Origin of the sequence: Streptacidiphilus melanogenes, from assembly GCF_000787835.1 — a bacterium.
Lineage (GTDB): Bacteria > Actinomycetota > Actinomycetes > Streptomycetales > Streptomycetaceae > Streptacidiphilus > Streptacidiphilus melanogenes.
On the sequence record NZ_BBPP01000021.1, the window covers coordinates 14062 to 39794 of the forward strand.

At 74.3% G+C, this 25733-nt stretch carries 22 protein-coding genes; 9 read left to right on the plus strand and 13 right to left on the minus strand.

All coding sequences use genetic code 11. The features are described from left to right. The first annotated feature begins 97 nt into the window (after positions 1-97). The 3 genes from TR49_RS21910 (at position 98) to TR49_RS21920 (ending at position 4615) form a co-directional block, all read left to right on the plus strand. Positions 98-526: a hypothetical protein gene (locus TR49_RS21910; protein WP_042384053.1), complete on the plus strand. Its 429-nt coding sequence runs from the start codon at positions 98-100 to the stop codon at positions 524-526. A 62-nt stretch (positions 527-588) separates the two neighbouring features. After that, on the plus strand, positions 589-1536 hold the full coding sequence (locus TR49_RS40240; protein ID WP_052434526.1) for a hypothetical protein: 948 nt from the start codon (positions 589-591) through the stop codon (positions 1534-1536). A gap of 295 nt (positions 1537-1831) precedes the next feature. After that, positions 1832-4615: an ATP-binding protein gene (locus TR49_RS21920; RefSeq protein WP_042384056.1), complete on the plus strand. Its 2784-nt coding sequence runs from the start codon at positions 1832-1834 to the stop codon at positions 4613-4615. Positions 4616-4655: 40 nt separating this feature from the next. Here the strand turns inward: TR49_RS21920 and TR49_RS45040 are convergent, their stop codons facing one another. From TR49_RS45040 to TR49_RS21935, 3 genes are all read right to left on the minus strand, one after another. Beyond that, the gene (locus TR49_RS45040) at positions 4656-4886 is read right to left on the minus strand and encodes a WD40 repeat domain-containing protein (RefSeq protein WP_042384263.1); all 231 of its coding nucleotides are present in this window, start codon (positions 4884-4886) and stop codon (positions 4656-4658) included. A 124-nt stretch (positions 4887-5010) separates the two neighbouring features. Continuing rightward, complete coding sequence (locus tag TR49_RS21930; RefSeq protein ID WP_042384057.1) at positions 5011-5934, minus strand: LLM class F420-dependent oxidoreductase; 924 nt, start codon at positions 5932-5934, stop codon at positions 5011-5013. A gap of 148 nt (positions 5935-6082) precedes the next feature. Further along, positions 6083-6592, minus strand: coding sequence for an SRPBCC family protein (locus TR49_RS21935; protein WP_042384058.1), 510 nt, complete (start codon positions 6590-6592; stop codon positions 6083-6085). A 420-nt stretch (positions 6593-7012) separates the two neighbouring features. Between TR49_RS21935 and TR49_RS21940 the strand changes: the two genes are divergently transcribed. Beyond that, a complete protein-coding gene (locus TR49_RS21940) occupies positions 7013-7567 on the plus strand; it encodes a nuclear transport factor 2 family protein (protein ID WP_042384059.1) in 555 nt (184 codons plus the stop codon). Between the two features lie 15 nt (positions 7568-7582). Here TR49_RS21940 and TR49_RS21945 read toward each other — a convergent pair whose 3' ends face one another. From TR49_RS21945 to TR49_RS21955, 3 genes are all read right to left on the minus strand, one after another. After that, the gene (locus TR49_RS21945; protein WP_042384061.1) at positions 7583-8425 is read right to left on the minus strand and encodes an ATP-grasp domain-containing protein; all 843 of its coding nucleotides are present in this window, start codon (positions 8423-8425) and stop codon (positions 7583-7585) included. A gap of 65 nt (positions 8426-8490) precedes the next feature. Further along, complete coding sequence (locus TR49_RS21950; RefSeq protein WP_052434527.1) at positions 8491-8817, minus strand: putative quinol monooxygenase; 327 nt, start codon at positions 8815-8817, stop codon at positions 8491-8493. 239 nt (positions 8818-9056) lie between these two features. Continuing rightward, positions 9057-10220: a serine hydrolase domain-containing protein gene (locus TR49_RS21955; RefSeq protein WP_084725219.1), complete on the minus strand. Its 1164-nt coding sequence runs from the start codon at positions 10218-10220 to the stop codon at positions 9057-9059. A gap of 148 nt (positions 10221-10368) precedes the next feature. Between TR49_RS21955 and TR49_RS44580 the strand changes: the two genes are divergently transcribed. Further along, positions 10369-10536 carry a hypothetical protein gene (locus tag TR49_RS44580; protein WP_169790000.1) on the plus strand — a complete coding sequence of 56 codons (168 nt, stop codon included), beginning with the start codon at positions 10369-10371 and terminating at the stop codon, positions 10534-10536. 67 nt (positions 10537-10603) lie between these two features. Here TR49_RS44580 and TR49_RS21960 read toward each other — a convergent pair whose 3' ends face one another. After that, on the minus strand, positions 10604-11518 hold the full coding sequence (locus TR49_RS21960; protein WP_042384063.1) for a LysR family transcriptional regulator: 915 nt from the start codon (positions 11516-11518) through the stop codon (positions 10604-10606). Between the two features lie 129 nt (positions 11519-11647). Between TR49_RS21960 and TR49_RS21965 the strand changes: the two genes are divergently transcribed. The 3 genes from TR49_RS21965 (at position 11648) to TR49_RS40850 (ending at position 13094) form a co-directional block, all read left to right on the plus strand. Next, positions 11648-12010, plus strand: a complete 363-nt coding sequence (locus TR49_RS21965) for a DoxX family protein (RefSeq protein WP_042384065.1) — start codon at positions 11648-11650, stop codon at positions 12008-12010. 93 nt (positions 12011-12103) lie between these two features. Beyond that, on the plus strand, positions 12104-12439 hold the full coding sequence (locus tag TR49_RS21970; protein WP_042384067.1) for a DUF3040 domain-containing protein: 336 nt from the start codon (positions 12104-12106) through the stop codon (positions 12437-12439). A 103-nt stretch (positions 12440-12542) separates the two neighbouring features. Next, the gene (locus TR49_RS40850) at positions 12543-13094 is read left to right on the plus strand and encodes a COG4315 family predicted lipoprotein (RefSeq protein WP_042384068.1); all 552 of its coding nucleotides are present in this window, start codon (positions 12543-12545) and stop codon (positions 13092-13094) included. A 109-nt stretch (positions 13095-13203) separates the two neighbouring features. Here the strand turns inward: TR49_RS40850 and TR49_RS21980 are convergent, their stop codons facing one another. Further along, positions 13204-14751: an FAD-binding oxidoreductase gene (locus TR49_RS21980; protein ID WP_042384071.1), complete on the minus strand. Its 1548-nt coding sequence runs from the start codon at positions 14749-14751 to the stop codon at positions 13204-13206. A gap of 534 nt (positions 14752-15285) precedes the next feature. Here TR49_RS21980 and TR49_RS43010 point away from each other — a divergent pair. Further along, positions 15286-15489 carry a hypothetical protein gene (locus TR49_RS43010; protein WP_152627397.1) on the plus strand — a complete coding sequence of 68 codons (204 nt, stop codon included), beginning with the start codon at positions 15286-15288 and terminating at the stop codon, positions 15487-15489. A 10-nt stretch (positions 15490-15499) separates the two neighbouring features. Here TR49_RS43010 and TR49_RS21990 read toward each other — a convergent pair whose 3' ends face one another. The 5 genes from TR49_RS21990 to TR49_RS22010 are packed head-to-tail and all read right to left on the minus strand — an operon-like array spanning position 15500 to position 25682. Further along, the gene (locus tag TR49_RS21990; protein ID WP_042384075.1) at positions 15500-16720 is read right to left on the minus strand and encodes a protein phosphatase 2C domain-containing protein; all 1221 of its coding nucleotides are present in this window, start codon (positions 16718-16720) and stop codon (positions 15500-15502) included. After that, complete coding sequence (locus TR49_RS21995) at positions 16717-17796, minus strand: hypothetical protein (protein WP_042384077.1); 1080 nt, start codon at positions 17794-17796, stop codon at positions 16717-16719. The genes TR49_RS21990 and TR49_RS21995 overlap by 4 nt, the downstream gene beginning before the upstream one ends. Next, the gene (locus tag TR49_RS22000; protein ID WP_152627398.1) at positions 17789-19519 is read right to left on the minus strand and encodes a coiled-coil domain-containing protein; all 1731 of its coding nucleotides are present in this window, start codon (positions 19517-19519) and stop codon (positions 17789-17791) included. The genes TR49_RS21995 and TR49_RS22000 overlap by 8 nt, the downstream gene beginning before the upstream one ends. Further along, on the minus strand, positions 19519-23061 hold the full coding sequence (locus tag TR49_RS22005) for an acetate and sugar kinases/Hsc70/actin family protein (protein WP_042384082.1): 3543 nt from the start codon (positions 23059-23061) through the stop codon (positions 19519-19521). The genes TR49_RS22000 and TR49_RS22005 overlap by 1 nt, the downstream gene beginning before the upstream one ends. After that, on the minus strand, positions 23058-25682 hold the full coding sequence (locus tag TR49_RS22010; RefSeq protein ID WP_042384084.1) for a GTPase domain-containing protein: 2625 nt from the start codon (positions 25680-25682) through the stop codon (positions 23058-23060). The genes TR49_RS22005 and TR49_RS22010 overlap by 4 nt, the downstream gene beginning before the upstream one ends. Positions 25683-25733: the final 51 nt, after the last annotated feature.

Genomic DNA, 25733 nt, shown 5'->3' on the forward strand with positions numbered 1-25733 from the left:
CGCCCAGGCGCAGATGCATGCATCGACGCGCCCGGAGACAAGCGGTTCCGACCGTCCGTCCATCCATGTGACAGCACGAGCAAAGGATCACCGCATCATGTCGGCTACGCGTACCAAGATCGCAGCCCTCGCCCTGACCGCCACCGCGCTTCTCGGCGGCGCCGTCATCACCGCCGCCCCGGCCGGCGCCGCCAGCGGATCGGCCAGCGCCCAGTTCATCCCCGACGGCTGCGGCAGCGACGTGCAGGGCCTGCGCGTCTGGGAGGCCAACGGCTACGCCGGGGAGTGCGCCGAGGTCTTCGGCACCTGGCACGACACCACCGGCCTGACCTGGCCCAACGACGGGCACGCGCTGTGGGGCAGCGCCGGCAGCGCCGAGAACGACAAGCCCGGCTACCTGGCGTCCCTCTACACCAAGCCCTGGGGCCAGGGCAGCGTGGTGAGCCTCGCCTACGCCCACTCCTCCTCCAACTTCGGCAACCACGGCTTCGCCGGCTCCATCGGCTGGTGGCCCGCCTGGAACTGACCGACCCACCCGGGGGCCGGTCGTCGGCCCCCGGGCCCGCCCGTCCCGGAAGAAGAACCAGAGTGGTGCCGAAACTCGTCCAAGCGGCGGCCGTGCTGCTCGCCGTCGCCGTCCTCACCTCCTGCGCGGGCCACCCCGCTGCGCCGCCACCCGACGGCACCGGCCCCTACGCGGGCGTGCCGGTGCCGCAGGCCGTGCCGGTGACCGCGGCGCCGGCCCTGGCACAGGACTTCACGCTGCCCGTCGACGCCTACGAACTCACGTCGCAGCAACAGGCATTGGTGCAGAACGCGCGCAACAGCCTGACCGATTCCTGCCTGCGCAGGTTCGGGCTGAGCGGCGACCTGCCGACGGTGTTCCGCGCCACCACGCCGCCGAACGCCTTTCGCTACGGCCCGGTCGACCTCGGGCAGGCCGCCGACGGCTACCACTGGATGAAGGACCAGGGCAGGCGTCAGAACCCGCACCTGGACGCCGACCAGAGCTTCAGTCCCGTCGAGCTCGACGTGCTCAGCGGCAAGGGGCCGCGCGAGGTGCACGGTCTGCCGGTACCGCAGGGCGGGTGCGCGGGGGAGGCCGACCGCGCCCTCGCGGCGGGCGGCGGCAGCACCTCCGAGCCGGTGCTGGCCGAGCAGATCGACGACTCGTACACACAGTCCCAGTCCAGCCCGCAGGTCCAGCGGGTGTTCCGGGAGTGGTCCGCCTGCATGGCACGCCACGGTTATGACTACGCGACCCCCACCGGGCCATCCGAGGATCCGCACCTGCTCCCCGCCCCCTCCAGCCCGGACCCGGGCCCGAGCGGCAAGGAGATCGCGGTGGCCCGGGCCGACGTCGCGTGCAAGGACAGCGTCGACCTGGTGGCCGTGTGGTCCTCGGTCGAGGCGGCGATGCAGCGTCAGGCGATCCAGCGGCACGCCGGGCAGCTGCGGACGCTCCAGCGGCAGAACGCTGTCACCGTGCGCAACGCCGCCGCGGTGCTGGCCGCCGCCGGCGGGACGTCCAACTGAGGCCTTTCTTGCGGATCAGGCCGGGGGCGTTGCCTTCCCCCAGCCTCGGGCCGGGGTACCCCCGCCTCTGGCCTGAGATCCACGCATCCTGACGCCGCGGGCCGTGCGGCGGAGCACGCAGACTGCCTGCGGCCGAGCCGGCCACCCGTTCCGATTCCCACCCATTCCGACTCCCGCACCCGGAGGCCGATGACGCTCAGTGATCTTTGACGCACAGCCGGTCCCCAGGGATACCATACGAACGACCTTGCTCAGCCTCAGCGCAGGGCGTCGGCCACGGGGGACGGGGACAGCGATGAGGTTCGGATCGGCGCTGCGTGAGGCCAGGCTCAAGCGCGGCTGGACGCAGGAGGAGCTGGCCGCCCAGTCGGGTGTCTCGACCCACGCGATCAGCGTCCTGGAGGCGGGTCGCCGCCGCCCCCGGCTGTCCTCCGTGTCCCGGTTGGCGCAGGCCCTCGGTCTCGACGACGCCGCGCGTGAGCATCTCGTCGATGCCGCCCGCGCCCAGGTCCCCGCAGCTGCCGCGGGCCGCGCGCCGGACGCCCGCACACCCGCGCCGCATCGGTCCGGCTCCGGTGGCGCTGTCTTCCAACTGCCGGGCGACACACGCATGTTCACCGGGCGCGTCGCCGAGGTCGACCGGCTGGTCGCCCTGGCCCGCCGCTCCCGTGGCGCGGGCCGCTCCCGGGCCGTGGTGATCTCGGCGATCAACGGCATGGGCGGAGTCGGGAAGTCCGCCCTCGCCGTCCACGTCGCCCACAGGTTGAAGGACCGTTTTCCCGACGGCCAGCTCTTCCTCGACCTGCGCGGCCACACCCCGGGCACCGAACCCCTGTCCCCGCTGGACGCGCTCGGCCACCTGCTGCGCTCCCTCGGGACTGCGCCGCAGCAGATCCCGGCAGACCTGGGCGCACGCGCCTCCCTCTACCGGGACCGCCTCGCCGGCACGAGGTCCCTGGTGTTGCTGGACAACGCGGCAGGCAGCGCGCAGGTTCGCCCGCTCCTGCCCGGTGAGCCCGACTGCCTGGTCCTGGTGACCAGCCGCAAGCGCCTGTCCGGTCTCGACGACGCGCACAGCCTGCCGCTCGACACGCTCTCCGAGGCCGAGGCGTGCGAACTGCTGCACGAGGCGGCAGGATCCGGGCGGCTGGAGGCCGAGGACCCGGCGGTGCGTGAACTGGCCGGCCTGTGCGGACGGCTGCCCCTGGCGGTGCGGATCACCGGGGCGCGACTGCGCCACCGACCGGTGCTGCGCGCCGAGGACCTGGTCGCCGAACTGCGGGACGAGCGCCGCCGACTGGAGCGCCTGGAGGACGAGGACCGGGGCCTCACGGCCGTCTTCGACAGCTCCTACGAGGCCCTGCCGCAGACCGAACGACGCCTCCTGCGGCTGCTGGGGCTGGTCCCCGGGGACGACTTCGACCCACTGGCGGCGGCCAACCTGCTCGGGACCGACGAGCGCACCGCGGCGCGCCTGCTCGAATCGCTGCTCGACCACAACCTCCTGGCCCAACATGCCGTCGGCCGCTACCACTTCCACGACCTGGTCCACCTGTACGCCCGCGGCCTGCTCGACGAGCCGGCGCTGACGCCCGAGAACGACGCCGCACGGGAGCGGCTGCTCGACTACTACACGTTCACGGCCCGCGAGGCCGACGGCGCACTGGCCCACTACGCCCGCCCGAGCCGCCGCTCCGCCGGCAAGCCCCCGAGCGCCGCCGGACGGCCCCTGGACCGGAACGGCGCCCTGGAGTGGATGCGCGCCGAGCGCAGCAACCTTCTCGCGGCCGTCGCGGGCGCCTCCGGCCGGCGCGCCGCGGTGCTCACCGCCGCCCTGTCCGCCTACCTGTACCTGGACGGGTCGTGGGCGCTCGCCGCCCCGCTGCACGAGGCGGCGGCCGCCGCCGCGCGGGACTGCGGGAACCGTTCCGCGGAGGCCGCCGCCCTGTGCGAGCTGAGTCGGATCAGGCATGCCATGGGCGAGTACCCGGGCTCCGTCGAGGCGGGTGAGCGGTCACTGGCCGCCTTCCGGGAGCTGGAGGACCGGCACGGCGAGGCGGAGGTCCTGTGGGACCTGGGGCGGACCGAGTACGTCCTCGGCAACTACCCGGCGGCGTCGGCCCGGATCGAGGACGCGCTCGACCGGTTCCACCGGCTCGGCGACGGCCGCGGCGAGGCGGGCACCCTCAACGACCTCGGCCGCGTCCGCATGCTGACCGGCGAGTACGCGGCCGCCGGCGAGCTGCACGAACGCGCCCTGCGGATCTGCCAGGAGCTCGGCGACCAGTCGGGCGTGGCGACGGCCCTGCGCGACCTGGGCCGCGCCCGCTACTCCAACGGCGACCCCGTCGCCGCCGTCGACCTGCTCGGCCGCTCCTTGCTGATCCTGCGTGAGATCGGCAGCCGCATCGGAGAGGCCAGCTCCCTCCACGACCTCGGCCACGTCCACCACGAGACGGGACGCCACGAGGAAGCGGCGGTGCTGTACGAGCAGGCCCTGACCATCTTCCAGCAGATCGGCAACCGCCAGGGCGAGGCCAACTCCCTGTGGAACCTCGGCCGCACCCGCCAGGAGGCGGGCGACTACGCGTCCGCGACCGACCTCTACGACCGGGCCAGGGTCATCCACGAGGCCACCGGCAACCGTCACGGCGTGGCGGCGACCCTGCGCGAGAGCGGACACGCGCACCATCTCGCCGGCGACCTCGCGACCGCCGAGGCCCTCTACACCCAGGCCCTGCCCCTCCTCCGGGAGATCGGCAGCCGACCGGGCGAGATCACGCAGCTGACCCTGATGGGAGCCCTGGCACTCGACACCACCGGCCCCGAGGCGGCCCGGGCCCACTACCAGGAGGCTCTGGGCCTGGCCCGTCTGACGGGCAGCTCGGTGGAGTCAGCCCGCGCACTGGAGGGGTCGGCCCGCGCCGCCGCGATGCTCGGGCAGCGTGCCGAGGCACTGCACGACCTGCGCGAGGCGGTCTCCCTCTACCGCAGCGCCGAGGCGCCGGAGGCCGCATCCGCCGCCGTGCTCCTCTCCGAGTGGGAGACCGCCCCGGCCCCGGAACCGCTCCGGACCTGATCCCCCGCCGACCGGACCGGCCCCATGCGGACGCACCCGTTCAGCTGCGGTGCCACAGGCGGACCGTGGAGTCGTTGCCGCCGCTGGCGAGGGTCGTGCCGTCCGGGCCGAACGCAACCGAGTCGACGAGGTCGCCGGTACCGGTGAGGACGGCGGTCGAGGTGCGGGAGGCGAGGTCCCACAGGCGGACCGTCTCCTCGGCAGCGACGACCTGCTGTCCGTGGTCGGCGGCGTGGGCCACGAGAGTCGCCCGGGGACGGTCGACAGCCATCTCGTCTGGCTGATCCGGATCCTCGACGGTCGGATGGCCGAGATGTGGACCTACCGCCGGCAGACGCCCCTGACACTGCGGTCCCCGCGGGTGTCGGCGGCGCTCTCGCCTGCGTCGGGCCCGGTCAACCCAGCTGGGGCATCACCTGGTCGGCGACGAGCGCCAGGTGCTCCAGATCGTCGAGGTCCAGGATCTGCAGATAGATCCTCGTGCTGCCGGTCTCCGCATAGCGGCCGATCTTCTCGACGACCTCGGCGGGAGTCCCGGCCAGACCGTTCTCCTTGAGCTCCGCCACCTCCCGTCCGATGGCCCTCGCGCGGCGGCTCACGTCGGCGTCGTTGCGGCCCACGCAGGCGACCAGGGCGTTGCCGTAGATGAGGGAGTCGGCTGCTCGTCCGTGGGCCTGAGCGGCCTCGCGGACGCGTGTGATCTGGGCGGCGGTTTCGGCGACCGAGGCGAAGGGCAGGTTGAACTCGTCGGCGAAACGCGCGGCGATCTCGGGCGTGCGCCGGGCGCCCATGCCCCCGACGATGACGGGGATCCGCTCCTGCGCGGGCTTCGGCAGCGCGGGGGAGTCCTTGAGCCGGTAGTAGCGGCCCTCGAAGTCGAAGGTCTCGTCCGGTCCGGTGCTCCACAGGCCGGTCACGATCGCCAGCTGCTCCTCCAGCCTGCCGATCCTGGCGGAGGGGAAGGGGATCCCGTAGGCCGTGTGTTCGGCCTCGTACCAGCCCGCGCCGAGACCGAGTTCGATCCGGCCACCGCTCATCTGGTCGACCTGTGCGACCTGGATGGCCAGGACTCCGGGCAGCCGGAACGTCGCGGCGGTCATGAGCGTCCCCAGCCGGATCCGGGAGGTCTCACGCGCCAGGCCGGCGAGCGTGATCCACGCGTCGGTGGGCCCGGGCAGGCCGCTCACGCCGCCCATCTTCAGGTAGTGGTCGGAGCGGAAGAACCCGTCGTAGCCGAGGTCCTCGGCGGCTTGGGCGACGCGCAGCAGCGTTCCATAGCTCGCACCCTGCTGAGGCTCGGTGAAAATGCGCAGATCCACGCGGCCACGCTACGCCGATCGGCGGCGGCCTGACGACAGACGCGCGGCACCAGGCCGGTCCGCGGCCACCACGTCAGCCGCCCGTCCGGGAGCTCGGCGGGCCGGCTGATCGACCCCCGCCTGCAGGTTCCCGGCAACGGCGCCTGCGTCAGCGATCGTGTGCGCCGGCCGACGGGGTGGTCGTCTCCAGTGAGCGCTTCAGCGCGGCGAGGGTCGCCGTCATGTTCCGGCGGTTCCACTCCGCACGGCCGCCCGTGCGGAGGACGGTCTCCGTGGTCCAGGCGCTGAGCCGGTCGCGGCGGTCCTGCCAGAACTGCTCCACCAGGGTCAGGCCCCCGTCGGCGCCGCCCGGCGTGAGGCGGAACCCCCAGCGGGCGACCGGAATCGGCCCGAAGCTGACGTCCCAGGCGAAGGCGCGCCCCGGCTCGGCCTCGACGACGCGGCAGACGGTGCTCCAGCGGATGCCGCCCTTGCGGTTGTGTCCCTGGAACCGCGCGCCCGGCACCGGACCGGCCGGGGTGCCGCGCCAGGCAGCGCCGGTGCACTCCGGGCTCCACTCGCCCATCCGCGTCACGTCGCTGACGGCGGCCCAGACGGCCTCCGGCGCAGCGGCGATCTCCGTCCGGACGGAGACGGATTCACGGCCGGCACTGGTCATGCGGACCTCCTCGTGAGGCATGGTGTCCACCGCATCGCACCGCGCGCGGGCCCGGCGCGTCAACGTGCGCCGGGTCACCCTGGCGTCGGCTCAAGACCGCCCCCTCATCCTGCGGGTGCGCTGCCGACGACCTTCGCCAACTCCTCGTCGGACTCAGGGGTCAGACGGTAGAACCCCTGCAGGCTGATCGCCCGCTCCAGGCGGCCGTCCACACCGGGGTCGCTACTCGGTTCTCGGCCGGTCGGGTCGGAACCGGGCGGACAGCCGTGGACAGGGGTGAACAGCCTCCGCTTTCGGTAGGCGTGGAGAGTGGACACCGCCCCTGGCGAGACTCGTCCTGTTGCGACTCGGGGTGCGTGGAAAGCATGCCGCGCCCCGTAGTTCATCAATCGACATATCGCCACCTGAAGGGGCATCACCATGAAGTCCAACCCGGCCCGTGTCATGACCGCGCTGATCGGCGCCACCGCTGTCTGCGCCGTGATCGGCACCACCGCCTCGGCCGCCGCACGGCCCACGCAGTCCGCACGGCCCACGCAGTCCGCACGGCCCACGCAGTCCGCCGGGCTGCACCTGCCGAGGGCCGTCGCGGACTGGGCCGCCGCCTGGAACGGGCTCGTTCCGCAGGCGCTCGGTGCCGTGTTCACCGACGACGGCAGCTACACCGACCAGGGCGTGGGCGTGACCTTTCACGGCCGCGCAGCCATCTCCGGCTGGAAGGCCCACTCCGACGACCTCATCGACGACGTCCACGTCGTCGTCCGCGCTGCCTACCGCGACCACGACCGCATCACCGTAGAGGCCGTCTACTCCGGCCACCTCAAGGGCGCACCCAAGCCCTTCGCCGTGCCGATGGCCACGCTCCTCGAGGTCGACAGCCGCCAGCGGATCAGGTCCGACCAGGACTACTACGCGCTCAACGACGTCCTCTCCCAGTCCGGCCTGCCCGCGGACTGGACCCCGCCCACGCACTGAGCGTGCGCGCTGCTGCTACCGGCCCTCGGCCGGCGTCTCGAGGAAGCGGTGGAGGGAGGCCGTCGTGGCGGTGACGAAGGCGTCGCGGGTCCGGTCCGGGAGGAGGTCGAGGGACAGGTAGGGGTTGAGGTCCTCCAGCTCGACCAGAAGGAGTTCGCCGTGCTGGTCGCGGCAGGCGTCCACGCGCTGGATCCCGTGGTCGAGGGTGTTCCAGTCGACGAAGCGGCGGGCGAAGGCGAGGTCCGCGTCGGTCGGCTCGTAGGGCTCCAGCGCCCAGCGCCGCTCGGGGTCGGGAGCGTAGAGGGCGTACTGGCAGGTGTCGTCGACGAAGTAGAACGACACCTCGTAGCGGAAGTCGATCCGCGGCTGGACCAGGATGTCGCCGAAGCGTAGCTCGCCGAGCCGCTCGGGCGGGAGAAGCCGCAGCCCGATGGAGTCGGCGCCGACCTTCGGCTTGACCACGTACTGCGCGACGTCGGGCAGAGCGCCCAGATCCTCCGGTCGGTCGACGGTGGGGATGACCGGGTACCCGGCGGCGGTCAGGTCGAGCAGGTACTGCTTGCCGGCCATGTCCCCCCGCCCCGTGAGCGGGTTGTAGACGCGTGTCCCGCGCGCGGCGGCGCGCTCCCGGAACGCCTCGTACTCGGCCTGGTAGTGCAGCACCGGGCCGCTGTTGCGGACGACCACCGCGGAGAACACGTCCAACAGCGCGGCCGCGTCCAGCGGGTGGCACAGGGCGAGGTCGAAGTCGCTCCGCAGGCGCGAGGTCAGGAAGATGTCCTCGTCGCAGTAGCGTCGGCCCCGGGCCTGGTAGGCGAGGTCCGTCACGAACAGGACGCGGGGGCGGGCGGCCGACATGGTGCACCTCTCGGTTCGGTGGCGGCCAACCTACACGCCCGGTCCCTCGGCCGCGGCCGCGGGGATCAGGACCCGGAGTCCTGGCCACCGACGTGCACGGCATGGCCGTACAGGCCCTCCGGCTGGCGCGCCAGAAGCGGAGGAACCCGGCGGGACACCGCCGCCACCGCCTCGGAGCGCGTCATCGCGTCGTGTGCGGCCTTGTCGGTCCACAGCTGGGTCAGCCAGAGCGTGTCCGGGTCGTCGACGACCGCGTTGATGCTGTACGCCAGCAGGCCGCAGTCCTCGCCTCCGGCGCGGAACCCGTCGCGGAGCAGGGCCATCAGCTCGTCCCGCCGTCCGGGCAGCGCGGTCATCCGCCCGTAGACGCTGAACATCTTCTCCCCGGACATGCGCGTTCACCCTCTTGCTCGATCAATTCGACTGGGAGCCTGCCATGTTGGTCCGCCCAGTCTGTCACGCCGCCCCTTCCGGCGGCGGCGGACGACCTCCGGGCGGCGTGGCGGCGCCGCTGAGTCCGTCCGAGGATGTTCAGCAGCCGGTCGCGCTGCTCCTGCGGGAGCCGTGCAGTGCTGGTACCGTCGCGCGGTGACCATGCCCGAGTCCTGACGAACGCCGGCAGGGGTACGGATCAGGAGCAGAACACGGCCGTCTGGACCGGGCCGAAGGCGGACGACCGGGGGACCGGGGGCTGGTGGAGGAGGTCCTGGCCGAGGTCGAAGACCGTGCCGACCAGGATCAGTTGGCGGTCGGCGTCGGCCGAGGTGAGGGAGAGGCTGGTGAAGCCGGGACCGCCGCCGTCGGTCTCCCAGACGGGCGCTTCGCGGCCGTCGCCGCAGTCGACCGCGCCGCGGGTCACGCCGAGTGCGTAGCCGTCGTTCCCGGGGACGTCCGGGACGGTCTCCAGGGCGCGCTGCTCGGCCGGGGGCAGCAGGCGACCGGCGAACAGGGCGTGGTCGAAGGCGGCCAGGTCGCCCAGGGTGGAGATCATCGCGCCGGCCGTCCAGTCGTAGGACGGGCTGAACACGGTGACGTCGCGGTGCGACAGGTCGTAGCCGTGCAGGTGGGGGCCGTGGATCTGCGGATCGGTGAGCGGGAGGGTGGTGTGGGTCAGTCCGAGTGGGCGCAGGATCCGGTCGGTGATCTCCTGGCCCGCGCTGCGGCCCGTGACCGCCTCGATCACCAGCCCGGCCAGCAGGTAGTTGGTGTTGGAGTAACTCCAGCGGGTGCCGGGGGCGAACAGCGGCGGGTGGGCCATCGCCTCGGCCACGACCTGGCGCGGAGTGTAGACGTAGCCCATGTCGTGGCGTTGCAGGTACGGCGCGAAGAAGGCCGGGTCGGTGGTGGGGTCGTCGATGCCGCTGGTCTGGTTCAGCAGCTGGCGCACGGTGACCCTCCGGCCGTCGTTGCCGGAGCCGGAGACCACGCCAGGCAGCCACTTCTCCACACTGTCGTCCAGGCCGAGCCGGCGCTCGGCGACCAGTTGGAGCAGCACGGTGGCCACGAAGGACTTGGTGTTGCTGGCGATCCGGAACCGGTCGCCGGCGTCGGCCGGACGCCCTGTGGCGACGTCGGCCCGCCCGGCCGCGGCCGTGGCGCGGTCGTCGCCCTGGCGGGCGTAGGCGATGGCGGCCGGGTACCCGTCGGTGACGGCCTGGGCGGTCGCGGTGCGCAGGGCGGCCGCGAGCGGCGGGCGCGGCGCGGTGCCCGAGGTCGCGGGGACGGCGCTCGCGGGAGCGGCGGCACAGGCGAGCAGGGTGGCGGCGGTCAGCAGGACAACGCGGCGGCGGCGCATAAGGGAGACCTCGTCGTGGGGTGCGGGCGTACGGTGATCGTTCCTGCGCCCAGCCTGGCAGCGGCCGCCCCGTGCCGCCCATGGGGCCGGCACCCGATGGCGCCCGGGGGACAACCCCACGGGCACCGGGCCGGAGTAGAGTCGGGCCATGGGACGACAGGCTGGGGTCGCGCTCTACGTGCTGGCGATGGTGGCCGTCGTGGTCGGCGTGGACGTCCTGTTCTTCCGTCACCAGTTCTGGCCGCGGCTGATGGTGAACGTCGGGATCGTGCTGGTCTTCGGTGCGTTCTACCTGAGGTTCCTGAAGCACTCCTGAAGCACTTCCTGAGCACATCCGCCTGACCGCATCCGCGCGGCTCGACGTCAGGTGACGGTCGGACGGTTCAGTCGACCGGGTGATCGAAAGCCACCGCCGTGACGTCGCGGCAGCACCGAACGAAGTCCTGGACGACGGGGTTGGCGTCGTCGGCCGGGGTCCAGGCGACCGCGACCTGGCTCGGGCCGACGCCGGTGACCGGACGGTAGGCGATGCCGGGGCGGGCGTAGAAGCGTGCGCTGGACTCCGGTGCGAGGGCGACGCCGTAACCGTTGGCGATCGCGCTGAGCCAGTCGTCCGGATGCTCCGTGACGGCGCCGATCCGCGCGGGGTGGCCGCCGCGTCGGTCCAGGGCCAGCCAGTACGCGCGCCAGGAGCCCGTCTCGGCCGGGGCGGCCACGAACGGCTCGTCCAGGAGGTCCTGGAAGGGGACCACCTCGCGGGCGGCCAGCGGGTGGGAGTCGGCCAGCGCGACGCAGCGGGGCTCGGCGAACAGCACCTCCAGACGCAGCGCGTCCTGGCCGGGGAAGGGGGTCCGGACCAGGGCGACGTCGACATCCCCGCCGGACAGGCCCGCGGCAGGGTTGGACCAGGCAGCCTGCCGCATGTCGGCGCGCCAGCCGGGCCGGAGGCGGGCGAACTCGGCGACGATGCGCGGGGTCGCCTCGTTGGCGGCGCTGGCGATGAAGCCGACCCGCAGCACGCGGGCGGCCCGGCTCGCGGCGGCTTTCGTCTCCCGCAGCACGCGATCGACGTCGTCCAGCAGGGCGGGGACCTGCCTCGCCAGGGCCCGGCCGGACGGGGTGAGGGCCATGCCGCCCCGGGAGCGGAGGAACAGCGTCACGCCGAGTCGGGCGTCCAGCTGCTTGATCTGCTTGGTCAGCGCCGGCTGGGAGACGAACAGGCGCTGCGCGGCACGGGTCAGGTTTCCCTCCTCGGCCACCGCGGCGAACGCGCGCAACAGGCGGGTGTCGACATCCATGCCATCAGGTTATGGACAACGCTATTGGACCCAGGATCGGGGCCTGGCCAGGCTGGTGGGCACGGGGGAGACCAGCCACCGCAGACCAGCCACCGCCGCGGGGTGACGCGGCCGAACGGAGGAGGACGGGTGTCGACGGCATACTCGACGGCGTACGTGATCGTTGCCGGTGTCGTGATCGTCGCGAACACGTGGAGCGCATGCGCGAACTTCACGCGGGCGCAGTTCGTCATCGCCAACATGGCGGAACTGGGCATCCCGCAGTCGTGGCTCCCGGGGCTCGGCGTGCTGAAGGCCGCCGGCGCGGCGGGGCTGCTGCTGGGGCTGCTCGGCGTCCCGTCCGTCGGCCTCGCGGCCGCGGTCGGGCTGGTCCTGTACTACGTCGGCGCCGTCGTCGCGCACGTCCCACGGCGTGCCTACCGGCTGGTGCCGTTCGCAGGCGGCTACCTGGCTCTGTCGGCGGCAGCGCTGTCGCTGGCGGTCGCGCGATGACCGGGCCGGTGGCCACTTCCGGTCGGTTGCGCCTCGCACGCTGACACCGGGCCTCCAGCGGGTACACCTAGAGGGAGGGGACGGAGGTGGGCCATGCTGTCACAGCAGGAACGGCGAACCCTGGCCGCGATCGAGGAGCGGCTGAGCGGCGAGGATCCCGAGTTGGACCGGCTGCTGGCCACCTTCGACCGGCCGCAGGAACCCGCCCGGTGCCGGACCCGCCATCGGGCGGCCTGGTGGACACTGTTCCTCGGCCTCTGGCTGCTGGGCGCCGCGTTCCTGTTCCGCAATGCCGACGTCCTGGTTCTCGCCTTCATGGCGCTCCTGGCCGGGGCCGGGTGCTGGCTGGTGGTCGCCGCGCGGGCGGCGCGCCGCCGTCGTGAACCGTGGGGGCCGGCCTCGCGTCCGGAAAGCGGCAAACAGGGCTGAACCCGCGCATGGCGGGGAGCGTATCCCTGGACAGGCCCCCGCCTTCGGCGGATCGACCGCTTCGCAGCAGGTGACGCGGTGGCCCCAGCGGAAGAAGCCCGTCATGAACCGTGTTTTCGCCGTCCCAGCCGTCGCCCTCGCCGTCGCGGCCCTGGCCGTCGGATGCAGCTCAAGCACCAAGAACGCGGTCTCCACGCCGCCCACCTCCGGCGGAGCGTCCGCTTCGACGTCCACTGCGGCCCTGCACACCGCGAGCTCGAAGTACGGACAGATCCTGGTCGACAGCTCCGGCCGGACGCTCTACCTCCTGACCGCGGACACCGGCGGGAAGTCCACCTGCTCCGGCACCTGCGCCTCGTTCTGGCCGCCGGACGTCACGACCGGCACGCCGAGCACCAGCGGCGTCACCGCCTCCATGGTCGGCACGACCACCCGCACCGACAACACGACGCAGGTCACCTACAACGGTCACCCCCTGTACACGTTCGTCAAGGACGCCAAGGCCGGCGACGTGAACGGTGAGGGCATCACGAACTTCGGCGGCACCTGGTACGTGGTGGGCCCCAACGGCAACGCGATCATGAGCGTACCCGCGGCCTCGACGCCGAGCCCCACCGGCGGCAGCAGCTCGGGCGGCGGGGGTTACGGCTACTGAGGTCCGGGCCCGGGAACACCCGGGCGGCGCGGCGCGTGGGTCGGGGCCCACCGGTAGGCGCCGCGCCGCCCGGGCCGTGCCTCTCGCCCGGGCTCTGGCCTTCGCTCGTTCAGGCGAAGGCCACGTTCTGCCGGAAGGCGAAGACCCGGTCGGGGTCGTAGTGGCGCGCCACCGACTTCAGTCGGCCGAGGTTGGCGCCGTAGTAGGCCTGGCCCCAGTCGGGCAGGCCCGCGTCGATGTAGTTGACGTACGCCCCGGTCGCGCCGAGCCTGGCCAGCCCGTCGCGGATCTCGTCGACGGTCCGGGTCACCGCCTTCTTGGTGCCGGGCGTCGCACTGGCGTAGATCTGGGCACTCGCGAGCGACGTGCGGTGCGGGAACGCGGTGGCGTCGGGGCGCAGTTGCGAGACCGCGCCGCCGAGGGAGTCGAGCAGCAGGGAGACGCCGGTCCGCCCGTGCATCAGGTCGGCGACGCGGCCCGCGTCGAGCGGGTGGGGCCCGAGCATGCGCGAGACCGCGACGAAGGACTCGCGTGGGAGCTTGCCGCCCTCCGAGACCGGGTGGCACTGCGCGAGGGTGTCGTTGGAGCAGCCGGCCATGTACTTCATCGCGTCGAGGTAGCTCTTCGGCTGCACGCTGCGCGTGCTCGGCTTCACACCCGCGGCGGCGATCAGCCGGTCCAGCAGCCGGTTCGCCTCGGTCTCGCCGCCGACGTAGCAGCCGACCAGGCGCGGGGTCGACGGGTTGCCGCCGGCGACCTGGCAGCTGGCCCACAGCTCGAACGGGGCCTTGGCGACCCACTCCTGCCACGCCCCGATCAGGGCGGCGGACGAGCCCTTGGGGAAGCCGAGCGAGAAGACCGTCAGCCCGGGGGCGGGCGCGGTCTTGAACGTGAACTGGGTGACCACGCCGAAGTTGCCGCCGCCACCGCCGCGCAGCGCCCAGTACAGATCGGGCTCGGAGCCGGGCGAGGCGGTGCGCAGGTGTGCGTCGGCGGTGACCACCTCGGCCGCCGCGAGGCGGTCGCAGGTCAGACCGTACTTGCGGGTCAGCACGCCGATCCCGCCGCCCAGGGTGAGTCCGCTGACGCCGACCGTGGGGCAGGAGCCGGCCGGCAGCAGCCGGCCCGCGTTGGCCAGGGCCGCGTAGACCTCGATCAGCCGTGCGCCGGCGCCCACCAGTGCGGTGCCGTCGGGGCGCACGTGGACCTGGGCCATCAGCCGCAGGTCGATCACCAGCCCACCGTTCGGGATGCAGTAACCGAGGTAGCTGTGACCGCCGCTGCGGGCGGCGATCGGGATGCCGTGGCCGCGGGCGACGTCGAGGCAGGCCTGGACGTCGGCCGGTGAGGTGCACCGGGCGATGGCGGCGGGACGCTGACCGTCGTTCAGCTCGTTGAAGCCGAGCCGGTAGACGGCGTAGCCGGGGTCGGCGGGCAGCACCAGCCGACTGCCGAGCCGTGCGCGCAGCGCGCGCCAGTTGGGCGGCGTGTGGGCCAGGAGGCGGGCCCGGGTCGGCCACGCGTCGACGGACGGCGCGTCACCGGCACCCGCCCGGCGGACGGCGCCGCCGAGTGCGGCCGCCTGGTGGGCTCCTGCCAGCACTGCCGCCCCGCCCGCGCCCAGCGCGGCGAGGAGCCTCCGTCGGTCGACCGTCATGCCTGTGCCTTCTTTCCGGTGGTCGGGGCGCGCTGTGCGGCTGACGCCGCCACGATCCGTACCCGCTCCCGCGCGTGTGGCGCGCCGCGCTCCCCCGTTCGGCACACGGTCGTACACGTTCGACCTACCGGCGTGCGGCGTGGCGGGCCGTCAGAAGAGCGGCAGGACCGCAGGAGCCGGTTTCCCGCAGTGGCGTGACACGGTGTCACTCACGACCGCTCCGCCCGCAGTCACGCCCGGGACGCGTGCGTGGTTCCCGGTGGGGATCGTCGGGCACGGGGACGCCGGTTCGGACGGGCTGCCGGGCGTCCGCCCAGGACGGTCGCGGGCCGAGCGCGTGCGTCAGCGCGGCGGTGCCGACGGGGGTGAGCGGACGGCGACGGCCCGCTCGGTGCCCGATCCGGCCCGCCTCGATGAGGCCGGTGAGCAAGGCCGTGCCGAGGGCCGCCGAGATGGGGACGCTGTTCACCATGCCGGTGGTGGCCGCCTCCGTGCGCGCCGCCCGCCGGGGCCGGCCGGGCCGGCCCCGGCGGGGTGACCAATGCGCTGCGGCAGACCGGCACTGCTCCCGGCGTGGCCGTCTCCGGGACGATCGCCGGATCCGGCGCCTCCCCGGACCGGTTCGTCGCCCGCCCGCACGACCTCGCCGCCCTGGGCGGGGCGCTGTGGCTGGCGGCCCCCACCCTGACCGTCTTCGCGGTGCCGACGACCCGAGGGGCCGAAGCACGGTGCGGCTGAAGCCGCGGGCTCAGTGCGTGCGGCCGTGGTCCCAGACGCAGGCAACGGTGCGGTCGCCGTCCGCGGAGCGGATGTTGGCGTTGACGTCGGAGAGGAACGTGATCAGGTGGGGCCGCCGGGTGCGCCAGCGCCGGGCGAACCAGGCGCCTGCGCCCGGGGCGCGGAGCAGCTCGGCCATCGGGCGGGAGGCGAGCACCAACAGGTCGCCCGGCCGGGTGGTGACCCTGGCCCACTGGAGCTCCGCCGACTCGCCGGACCGGCCGGGCAGCAGCGCGCCGCGCAGCCCGGGGTCCGGCTCGAACAGGGTCTCCCAGGCGGCCCCGGCGTCGGGCCCGGACCCGCCGGCGCGCAGCCCCAGCAACACCGCGTCGCCCGCGCCGAACAGCACGTGCTGCCGCTCGTCCAGGTCGCCCAGCTGACTGATCAGCGCGAACACCGAGGTGCCGGCCTGACGGTCGGGGTCGGCCGCGCCGCTGTCGACGGCGTTGGCCCGGGCGACCAGCCGGACCGACTCCGCCGCACCCGCCAGCGCCGAGCGCAGCGCCGCCTCGAGGGCCGCGTCGCGGTTGCGGGCGAAGACGGCGACGCCGGAGGCCAGCGCCCCGGCGGCCAGCCGCGTGGCCAGGGCCCGGCAGGCGGCGTCGGCCCCCGTCTGGGAGAGGGGCGCCTGCGCGGCGCCCGCCGCGACGGTGCTGAGCAGCACCGGCGCGCCGAAGCCGTCCACGAGGCGCAGGTTGACCGCGTCGCGGCGCTGCTCGCGGTCCTCGCGGTGACGGCTGCCGCGTACCGACGCCGCCCGCACCACCACCGGACCCAGGTCCGCGCCGTCCACCACGCTGTCGGGGGCGGCCTCGCGTCCGATCGGCAGAGAACGCGGCACGGTCGGGGCGGCCGTCTCCAACTCCGGTGGCAGCACGTCGTCGTGCTCCGCGAGCCGCGCGGCCAGTTCCTCGGCGCGCCCGCGCTGCTGCTGCCGTTGCTCCGTGACCAGCTCCAGCTCCTCGCTCAGCCCGCTCTTCTCCAGGACGAGCCGCTCGGCCCGCTCGGTCTCGACGGCGCGTGCGGTGCGCTCGGTGTCGAGCTCGCCGGAGAGCCGGGTCGTCAGCGTGTTGGCGGTGGCCAGCTGCCGGGCGAGACCGCTCGCCACGGCGCGCTGGCGCGCCAGCAGGTAGATCCCGGTCGCGAGCAGGACCGTCAGGATCGCGACGGCGGTGTAGCCGATGGCGTTCATGGTCTCTCCGTCTGGGGCGAGGTCTGCCGCGCAGGGTCGGCGGACGTGGTGGGGGACGGGCGCTCGGCGGTGGTGACGAGTCGTCGATGCAGGCGGCGGGCCGGGGCGAGGGCGGCGAAGGTATGACAGCGCCGCCAGGCCTCGGCGGGGTTGGGCAGGGTGGCCGGGCCGTCGGCCGGGGCGCCGCGCGGGGTGTCGTTCGAGGCGTCGGGCGTCGTGTCCGTCGGAGTGGCGACACGGGTTTCGGCCAGGACTTCGGCCACGGCTTCGGGCAGGGTGCCGGGTTGTCCGTTCGGCCGGGAAGCCTGGGCTGGATGCGGTCGAGTCGGCCTGGCGGAATCCGCCTGCGCGGGTACCGCCGCCCGCAGGAGCAGCAGGCGCAGTGCGGACACGAGGCGCAGGCGGGTCAGCCGTACGGTCAACGGTTCCTCGGTGCCGTCGTGCGCGGAGGCGCCGGCGTTCGCCGCCACCGCCTGGTCCGCCGTCAGGTCCGCGGCGGCCGGGTTCGTGCGCCACGTGCAGCGGTCCAGAACGTCCCGCAGCAGCGGCGTGAGGCCGCTCTGCGTGGGGCGGTCCGCGAACCAGGCCGGGATCACGGCACGGACCGGGACCGTGGGCCACGGCGCCGGCCAGGACGCGGTGCGGCCCAGGCACCAGCCCGCGACGGAGTCGAGACCGAGGCCGCGCCAGTCGTCGTCGGCGGCGACGACCAGCACGGTGGCCGGGGCGCCCGGTCCGGCGAGGAGCGAGGTGAGCCGCAGCCCGGGCGGGTTCGGGCCCGCGTCCTGCCGCGGGTCCGGCACGACGTACCAGAGCAGGTGGGCGTCGACGGCGCCGGCCGCCCACCCGACCGACCCGGCCGGGAGCCGTGCGGCCGCCCGGTCCCGCAACTTCCGTGCCCCGGACGCCCATCCGGCGACGGCCAGGCGCAGCCGCGGCACGCCGCCCGAGGCCACCGTCCGCACGTCCGCCGCGAGCGCGGGCGTCACCCCGCAGGCCCGGGCCACCGGCAGCGCGGCCAGCGCTTCCACCTGCTCCGCCGCGTGCGCGGGGAACCGTCCGTCGGGCTCAGACATCGACGACTCCGCAGACCAGACGCCCCTTCTGGACCACCTGGCCGTCGCGCTCCCGAACGACGGGGACCGACTCGACCCACTGCAGCACCGGCTTCGGCCGCGGGCTCAGGTCGTTGCGCTCCAGGTACGGCCCGGACGCGTCGCCCAGTGTCAGCAGCTGCAGCAGTTGACCGGGGTCGGTGAGGGCACGGCACCCCGCCTGCTGCCAGATCGAGGCGAGCTCGGGCAGCGCCGCGTCGCGGTGGCGGCGCCACCAGCTGTCCGCCGCGGCCGGGCAGCGGTGGTGGACGGCCAGCAACTCGTCCAGCTGGTGCAGGCGTTCGGCCACCGGCCGGGACCAGCGGTCGCCCGAGCCGCGGGCGGCGAGGGCTACGCCGAGCCGGGCCAGCTGCTGGACCGCGTCGTTGCGCAGGCCGTCCGCCTGCCAGGGCCGCCACTCGCGGGCCTGGGTGCCCAGATGGCGGCCGAGCAGCGGGTCCAGGCGCAGCAGCAGCAGGGTCTCCCGCACCCGGACCGCGCCGCGCAGCAGCAGGTCCCCGGGCTCAGGGGCGTCCAGGGTCCGGTTCGCCAGCTTCTGGTGGTCGCCGTTCACCGCGGCCACCTCCCGCAGCAGTGACCTGACCTCCTCCTGCGCGTCGGTATCCAACTCGGGCCAGGAAGGCGTCGCGACGGTCAGGCGCAGCGCGGGCACGGCCTCGGCGAGGGGCAGCGGCGGGACCGCGAGCACGACGGTCGCGGCCCGGGAGTCGTCGGAGGGCTCCGCCGTTCCCGGGTCGATGCCGAGGTCGCGGGCCACGTCGGCGAGCGCACGGGCCTCCGCGCGCCGCTCCTCCTCCGGCAACCGGAGCAGGGCGAGGTGGAGGACCGTCCACAGCGCGGCGGCGCCGTCGGCCTCCGGGCACAGGTCGTCGCCGAAGCGGCGGTCCCGCTGCCGGGCACGCTCCCACAGGTCGTCGGCGGCACGGGAGAGCCCGACGTGGAGCAGCAGCTCCCGCTCCCGGGCGCGCTCCGCGCGCGCCTGACGCAGCGCCAGCTCCTCGCGCTCCAGAGCGGCCCGGTCCTGGGCCAGCAGACGCAGCTCCTCGTCGGCCTGACGACGTGCGTCCGCCGCGCCCGCGCGGCACCTGGTCCGCTCGTCGACGAGCCGCCGCAGTTCGGCCTCGTGGGCCTCCAGCGCGGTGCGCTCCCGCGCGAGTCCGGCGCGTTCCTCCTCCAGGCGGGACAGGGCGGTCCCGGCGGAGGCGCGGGCCGCGTCCCGTTCGCCACCGAGCCGGGCCTGTTCCTCCTCCGCTTCCCGCCGCTGCTGCTGCGCCTCCTCGCAGTCGGCGCGCGCCTGCCCGGCCTCGGCCGACAGGCGGGTCAGGGCCTGCTGATGGCCGTCGCGGTCGCGGCGGGCCCGGTCCCGCTCCACCTCGGCGCCGGGCAGCGCGGCCGTCAGCTCCGCCGACTCCGCTTCGAGCGCGGCTCTTTCGCGACGCGCCTGGTCCAGCAGCCACTCGGCGTCGCCGCGGTGACGGCGCAGATCCGCAAGACCGTGGGAGACCCTCTGCGCGGCGTGCGCGGCCTCGAAGGCCGCGCGGGCCGCGGCCGTGGCCCAGTCGACGGGGTGCGGATCCGCCTCCAGCGCGCGGGTGCGCAGCTGCTCCAGCGCCTCGGGCGACAGCGCCCGCGCCGCCCCGGTCACGTCGGCCCGGTCCGGCCCGGTTCCCTCTTGACGAGTCATCAGTGTTCCCCGCTCTCCGGGTCCCAGCCCCGGACGTAGTCCCCGGCACGGCTCTCCATCGGCACCCGGTACACCCAGCCGGGGCGGTCCACGGCCTCGGTGAAGTTGGCCGCCTGGGGATGCGGGAGCGCGCCGCGGTGCACGCGCAGGATGCCGCGCGCGTCGAGCGTCATCCGCAGCCGGCCGGTGCGCACGTCCGGGTTGCCTGCGGGCAGGTGGAGCCGGCCGAGCGGCAGCGGCGCCTCGGAGCCCGGGGCGCGCAGGTAGAGGTGGAGGTGCTCGGCCGGCCGGTCGAGCGTGAACTCGGCGACCCGCCCCGGCGTCGGCGCCACCAGCGGGTCGGGGTGCGCACCGACGTGGAACAGCTCGGGGAAGTAGGAGAGCACGTCCTGCTCGCCGTCCTCCGCCCCGGCGGGGAAGAGGTCGACGGGGGCGAACTCCGCGCTGCCCCACTCCCCGGGTGAGGCGCAGATCGTGCCGGCCAGCCGGATCGTGTCCCGGCCCGCGCCGGTGCGGACCCGCGGGTCGGCGACCTCGCGCAGGTCGATGGTGCCGCCCGGGGTCGGCGGCTGCTGGTCGGGCAGCGCCAGGTGCTGCCGCTCGCCGTGGCAGAACTCCAGCGTCAGGGTGAGCCGCTGGTCCACCACCACCCGGAACCGCATGCCCGGCGTGCCGTCGAAGTCCCAGGCGGGGGAGGCGAGATCGCAGCCGTCGCGGGCCGCGCGCTGCGCGATGTCGACCGCACCCCACGGCAGCGGTCCGCTGCCGTGGCGGGGGCGGCGGATCTCCGCGACCTGGATGACCCGGCGCCACCGGGAGGTCAGCCCGAGCGTGCCGGCCGCGTCCAGCTCCTCGTAGGGGGTGCCCGAGGCGAACAGCGGCGCGTCCCGGCCCGCCATGGCGCGCAGCGTGAAGTCGCACGGCAGGCAGGAGAGCAGGCTGCGGGAGACGAAGGCGAGCTCGGAGTGGGCCATCGGCCCGCCGCCGTCGCCGAACACGCCCGCCCGGGCGCGCATGTCGTACAGCCAGGCCGCGCCGATCGAGGTCGCCTGCTTGGCCAGGAAGCCCGACTCGGTGGCGAGCCGGCTCGGATCCCAGCCGGGACCCGCCCCGTCACCGCCGGTGGTGGCCTCCACCAGCGCCTCGCCGACCAGTTGGCGCACCTCCGGCATGGCGCTGCTGCGGCCGCAGAGCACCACCTGGTCCAGGGACGGGACGGTGCCGCCCGTCACGCCCTCCTCCTCGATGCGGGTGAAGGCGTCGCGCACCAGCCCGGCGGCCATCTCCGCGACCTCCCGCAGCGCGGGTTGCAGCAGCTGCCGCAGCTCGGCGGTGGGCAGCGGGACCGGCGGCGGGGAGGCGTTGCCCTTGCCGACCTTGCCCAGCAGCTCCGACAGCTCCTGCCGGGGGAAGAGGAGCGTCCCGTCGGCGGCGGTCTCGAGCCCGGTGTCGGTGGCCCCGCCCAGCGCGCGCTTGACCCGTTCGGCGACGATCCACAGGATCGCGAACGCCTCCTCGCGGGACTCCCGGACGCTGGTGTCCAGGCCCAGCTCACGGCCGTGCAGCCGGGTCTCGGTGGGGACCGCCCGGCTGAGTACCCGCCGGACCTCCGGGCTGACGACGGTGTCGCGGTGGTGGCGGACCTGACGGGCCAGCAGGCCGGACAACGTCTCGCCCTCCGCGAGGGCCGGCATGCCGCCGAGGACCAGGCTCTGGCCGAGCACGTCCACCAGCCGGGCCTTGAGCCAGTAGAAGACGTGCAGGGTGAGCAGGTCGCCGCCCAGCTGGCGGTGGCCGATGGTGCCGAGAATCCGCGGCTCCAACTCGTAGTCGCGGCCCGAGACGAACGCGTCCGCCGCGCTCAACCGGGGCGTGCGGTCCCGCAGCTCCAGTTCGAGCAGGGCGATGTCGGTGGTGCCGCCGCCGATGTCGACGACGAGCATGGTGCGCGTCCACGTTCCCGGTCGGCCCGGCACCGGCCGGGACGCGGCGCGCATGGCCTCAAGGCCCAGGTCCAGGTCCGCGGTCAGGTCGCGCATGACGAAGTAGAGTCCCGCCGCCAGTCCTTCGTCGACCGTCAGCTGCACGTCGGGCACGGACAGGCCCTGCTGGACCAGGCGGCGCAGCAGCACCCGGTACTCCGGGTAGGCGGAGGTGGGGTAGGTGAGCAACACCGTGCCGAGCTGCGGCGGCTTCCCCGGCGCGCCCGCGTGGTTGGCCTGCTCGGCGCGCTTGACCAGCAGGTGGAACAGGTGCTGAGTCAGGTGCGCCGCCGACGGGCCCTCCGCGCCGTCCTCGGCGATCGCCTGGGTCAGCAGACGTCGCTTGAAGGCGCGCAACGTGCCCTGCCCCTCGGGCGCGAGGGTGAAGCTGTCGTCGCCGTACCGGGAGACGCGGACCGCGTCGGCGGCCGTCTCGTAGCGCAGCAGTTCGCTGGCGGGAGCCGCGGTCTCCGCGCCGCCCTGGAGGTAGCGGTAGAAGACGGGGCCGAGCTGGTGGAAGTCCAGTGCGGGGGTGCGCACGGCGGCGGTGACGATCTCGTGCATCCGCTGCGCGAGCCAGTCGCGCAGTGAGCGGTCGTCGCTGAGCGAGCGGGTGTTCTCAACCCAGAGCAGCAGCCGGGTGGCCGCCTCCGGCTCGTCCAGCCGGGTCAGCAGTTCGGCGCCGGAGACGCGGACGCTGCCCAGGTCCAGATGTCCGCCACGCAGGTCGTCCAGGTGCTGCTTCCACGCCACCGGCGCCTCCTGCGGCGGCGCGGTGAGCGCGCGCAGACCGGCCGCCAGGCGGGCGAGCTGGTCCCGGTCGACGACGCCACCGGAGCTGCGCGACAGCACCAGGGTGACCGTCGACGCCGTGCTGCCGAAGTCGACCGCGGCCGCCCAGCCGTCGCCACGACGCCGGTCGGCCGGGCGGAGCACCAGCTGGTCCGGCTGCGCCCCGCGGGTCATCGGCAGCGGGCGGCCGGGCGGCCAGAACTCGAGCGTCACCGGCCCGGGGGCGCGCAGGTGGCTGCCGGCCCCGGTGGCGGTGTAGGAGACGTCCCAGTTGACCACGAGGGAGACCGGCTGCGGCGGTTCGCCGGTGGCCACGGCCCCGGACCCGGTCGGCGTGGACGACGCGCCCGGGACGGCCGGTGCGGGCTGGGGGAAGAACAGCGCGGCCGGGAGCCGGGCGCCGTGCGCGATCCGCAGCAGCCCCTCGACGGCCACCTGGCTCGGCGGCCGCCCCGCCCACGCCCGCGCGAGCGCGTCGGCGAGCTCCGCCGGGACGGGCATCCCGTCCCGGTCCAGCACGCTGATCCTGGCCGGCAGGGTGGCCACCAGGTTCGCGGCCGGGCCGGACTGTTCGAGCTCGACGTCCGGCAGCAGGTAGCCGCGCTGGTCGGCGACCAGGCGGAAGGCCCCCGGCCCGTCGGCGAGCACGCGCGCCGCGGCTGCGGTCGGGGCGGCCAGACCGGCGGCGGGCCGGTTGCCGTAGGCCTGGTCCACCGGGTCCTCGCCCTCGGCGGGGACGCTGAACCTGACGGTCAGTTCGCTGCTCATGCCGCTCCCGTCCGCGCCGAGCCGTCGGCGTCCCAGTAGGAGATCAGTTCGTCGAGGGTGCGCGGGCTGCCGCCGCCGCTGGGGTCGCCACCTGGGTCGGTCGGGCCGCCGCCGTCCGGCGCGTGACCGCCGGGGCTGTCCTCGCCGTCGCCCGGGCGCTGCGGTGGCGGGGTGAACGCGGCGGTCTCCAGAACGAGTTCGGAGATCCGGTGCAGACGCTGGTGCAGCTCGCGCCGGACCCGGCCCTGCAGCCAGTGCAGTTGCAGGGTGCTGTAGTCGGCGGCGGCGTCGGCGACGGCCGCCCGCATCTGGAGCACCGCGAGCGGGTGACGGCCGCGCCGGTCCGCCGTCGGGGTGGCCGCCAGCGCGTCGGTGTGCCAGGGCAGCGCGTGCCTGCTCTGCAGCGGGAACCGGTCCTGCGGCTGCTCCGGCAGCGAGGCGGCGAGCCGGGGCAGGTGGCGCAGCAGGCTGTCGACGAGCGAGCGCAGGTCGAGCCGGGCCAGCAGCCGACCCGGCGCCTCGCCGTCCTGGGCGTGACGCTCGAAGACCCGTGGCAGCAGCGCCGCGGAGTCCTCGTCCGAGGCGATCCACTCCCGCGTCGGGTCCAGCTGCGGCTGCCAGTGGGCGTACCACTCCTCCAGCCAGGCGTGGACCTCCGCCTGGATCCCCTCCGACTGCCGCTCCAGGACGCCGAGGAAGGCGCGCTCGAAGACCTCGGTGCTGTCGGACGGCGCGGCGGCGGTCGGCTCCGCCAGCGGGTCGAGACTGTCCTCCGGCGGCGGCGCCGAGCGCCGGACCAGCAGGTCGCCGCTGTTCCTGGCGCGACCGAGCACCTGCTGCCAGTACATCCCGTCGTAGACGGAGGACCGCACCTGGCCGGCCAGCCGGGCCGCCTCGCGGGGCGCGGGCCCGTGCAGCGGTACGGCCGTCCCGTTCCGGTCCACGGCCAGCCGCGCCATCACCGCGAAGTCGCTCTCCATCTCGTCGAGGATCTGACGCAGCGCCTGGAACATGCCGCCTGCGCGGGCGTAGGCGTCGTCCGCGATCGGGACGTCACGGCGTTCGATCAGCCGCAGCTTGCGCAGCTCGCCCAGCAGCTCCTGTCCCGCCCGGCGGGCGCGTTCCAGCTTGTGGTCGCCGCCGTGCCGTTGCACGTGCGCGCCGACGGCCTGCCGGAAGGCGGCGACGCCGCCGTGCTCCTCGTAGGCGCGCAGCCGTGCGCTCCACGGGTTTCCGGGTGCGGCCTGCTCCAGCTCCGCCGCGTACGGCAGCCAGCTGCGGACGGTGGACTGGGCGCCGGCCGTGCCGATGATCACTGCTCGGGTGTTGTCCGAGACGTCGTCGTACGCCAGCTTCTCGCGCACCAGCGCGCGGATGGGGGAGACCAGGTGGACCCGGTCCTGGGTCGCTCTGGGGCCGACGAACTGCGGTGCGAAGGCGTCGAGGCTGCTCAGGCAGTCGGTGCGCTCCAGCCCCGCCTGCAGCGAGCCCGGCGCTCCCTCGACCACGGGTACGGCGATCCGGTCGAACTTGTTGCTGACCACCAGCGCGGCGGTTTCCAGCGCGGAGCTGCTGCGGTCCGCCGCGAGCATCGTCCAGAAGTCCTGGGCGTCGGCGGACGGCATGTGGTCCGAGGGCAGCACCACCACGATGGAGTGCATGTCGCGCAGCGTCTGCCGGCTGAGGTGGCGGTCGCGACCGTAGGAGCCGGCCGCGCCGATGCCGGGGAAGTCGACCAGCTGGACGCTGTTGGCGCCGAACTGGGCGGTGAGGTCCCAGTGTTCGGGATCCACGACGACGGTCTGCTCGATCCGCTCCACCAGCGGGAAGCTGGCCCGCAGCACCGCGTCGTCGGTGCGGAGGTCGGCTCCGCCGAAGTCCAGGTGCTGCGGCGCGGGGGCGCTGGTGTCGGGCAGGGCCGGGGGTGGGAGCTCGACCGCGGCGCGGACCCGGTCGCTGTGGATCACCAGTGGCGCCGGTGCGTCGAGCAGTCCGTGCTGGCCCAGTTGGGCGTCGCGGATCCGGCCGAGCTCGCGCGCGGTCTCGCGGTGCGCCTCGTTGATCTCGATCTTCGACAGGCGGCTGACGCCCGCGACCGGCTCCCCCCACAGGCAGCGGTACCAGCTGTTGAACCGCGCCCACTCGCGCGGATCGCGCACCGGGTCGTAACCCGTGAGGAAGGAGCGGGGTTTGAGGTCGAGCCCGGCGTGCTCGATCCCCTCCACCAACTGGGCGAAGATCTCCTGTACGCACTCGGCGAGCCGTTCGGTGCTCATGAAGCGGATGCTGGTCTCGGGTCGGATCGAGGTGCCGTCGCCGCGCAGGCCCTGCTCCAGGGTGAGCACGGTGATGTTGCCGGTGGTCGGCCGTTCCTCGACGGGGAGCAGCCCGGGGCGTCCCAGGGCCGTGCCGATCAGCAGCGACTTGCCCACGGAGAAGGGCCCGACCACGCCGAGCGCGATCGGCGCCTGCACGCGCCGGTTCAGCCGGCGCGCGGCCTCGCGGATGACGCTGCGCTGCCGGTCCTCCTCCTCGTCGCGCGGCTGGTCGAGGGTGCCGAGGTAGTCCTGGACGGCGGAGGCGTACTCTTCGAGCTCTGCCAGCGTGAGCTGACGCTGCACGGTGACCTCCCTGCTGCGGGGTGGAGTCGGGTGCGGATTCGGAGGCGGGAC

What these genes read in the sequence shown, in the direction of transcription:
- TR49_RS22005 (WP_042384082.1), bottom strand. Translation starts at nt 23,061, where the DNA reads ATGAGCAGCGAACTGACCGTCAGGTTCAGCGTCCCCGCCGAGGGCGAG.
- TR49_RS21945 (WP_042384061.1), bottom strand. Translation starts at nt 8,425, where the DNA reads ATGTCGGCCGCCCGCCCCCGCGTCCTGTTCGTGACGGACCTCGCCTAC.
- TR49_RS40850 (WP_042384068.1), top strand. Translation starts at nt 12,543, where the DNA reads ATGAACCGTGTTTTCGCCGTCCCAGCCGTCGCCCTCGCCGTCGCGGCC.
- TR49_RS21950 (WP_052434527.1), bottom strand. Translation starts at nt 8,817, where the DNA reads ATGTCCGGGGAGAAGATGTTCAGCGTCTACGGGCGGATGACCGCGCTG.
- TR49_RS21940 (WP_042384059.1), top strand. Translation starts at nt 7,013, where the DNA reads ATGAAGTCCAACCCGGCCCGTGTCATGACCGCGCTGATCGGCGCCACC.
- TR49_RS21995 (WP_042384077.1), bottom strand. Translation starts at nt 17,796, where the DNA reads ATGTCTGAGCCCGACGGACGGTTCCCCGCGCACGCGGCGGAGCAGGTG.
- TR49_RS21970 (WP_042384067.1), top strand. Translation starts at nt 12,104, where the DNA reads ATGCTGTCACAGCAGGAACGGCGAACCCTGGCCGCGATCGAGGAGCGG.
- TR49_RS22000 (WP_152627398.1), bottom strand. Translation starts at nt 19,519, where the DNA reads ATGACTCGTCAAGAGGGAACCGGGCCGGACCGGGCCGACGTGACCGGG.
- TR49_RS21935 (WP_042384058.1), bottom strand. Translation starts at nt 6,592, where the DNA reads ATGACCAGTGCCGGCCGTGAATCCGTCTCCGTCCGGACGGAGATCGCC.
- TR49_RS21960 (WP_042384063.1), bottom strand. Translation starts at nt 11,518, where the DNA reads ATGGATGTCGACACCCGCCTGTTGCGCGCGTTCGCCGCGGTGGCCGAG.
- TR49_RS45040 (WP_042384263.1), bottom strand. Translation starts at nt 4,886, where the DNA reads ATGGCTGTCGACCGTCCCCGGGCGACTCTCGTGGCCCACGCCGCCGAC.
- TR49_RS44580 (WP_169790000.1), top strand. Translation starts at nt 10,369, where the DNA reads ATGGGACGACAGGCTGGGGTCGCGCTCTACGTGCTGGCGATGGTGGCC.
- TR49_RS21910 (WP_042384053.1), top strand. Translation starts at nt 98, where the DNA reads ATGTCGGCTACGCGTACCAAGATCGCAGCCCTCGCCCTGACCGCCACC.
- TR49_RS21990 (WP_042384075.1), bottom strand. Translation starts at nt 16,720, where the DNA reads ATGAACGCCATCGGCTACACCGCCGTCGCGATCCTGACGGTCCTGCTC.
- TR49_RS21955 (WP_084725219.1), bottom strand. Translation starts at nt 10,220, where the DNA reads ATGCGCCGCCGCCGCGTTGTCCTGCTGACCGCCGCCACCCTGCTCGCC.
- TR49_RS21980 (WP_042384071.1), bottom strand. Translation starts at nt 14,751, where the DNA reads ATGACGGTCGACCGACGGAGGCTCCTCGCCGCGCTGGGCGCGGGCGGG.
- TR49_RS21920 (WP_042384056.1), top strand. Translation starts at nt 1,832, where the DNA reads ATGAGGTTCGGATCGGCGCTGCGTGAGGCCAGGCTCAAGCGCGGCTGG.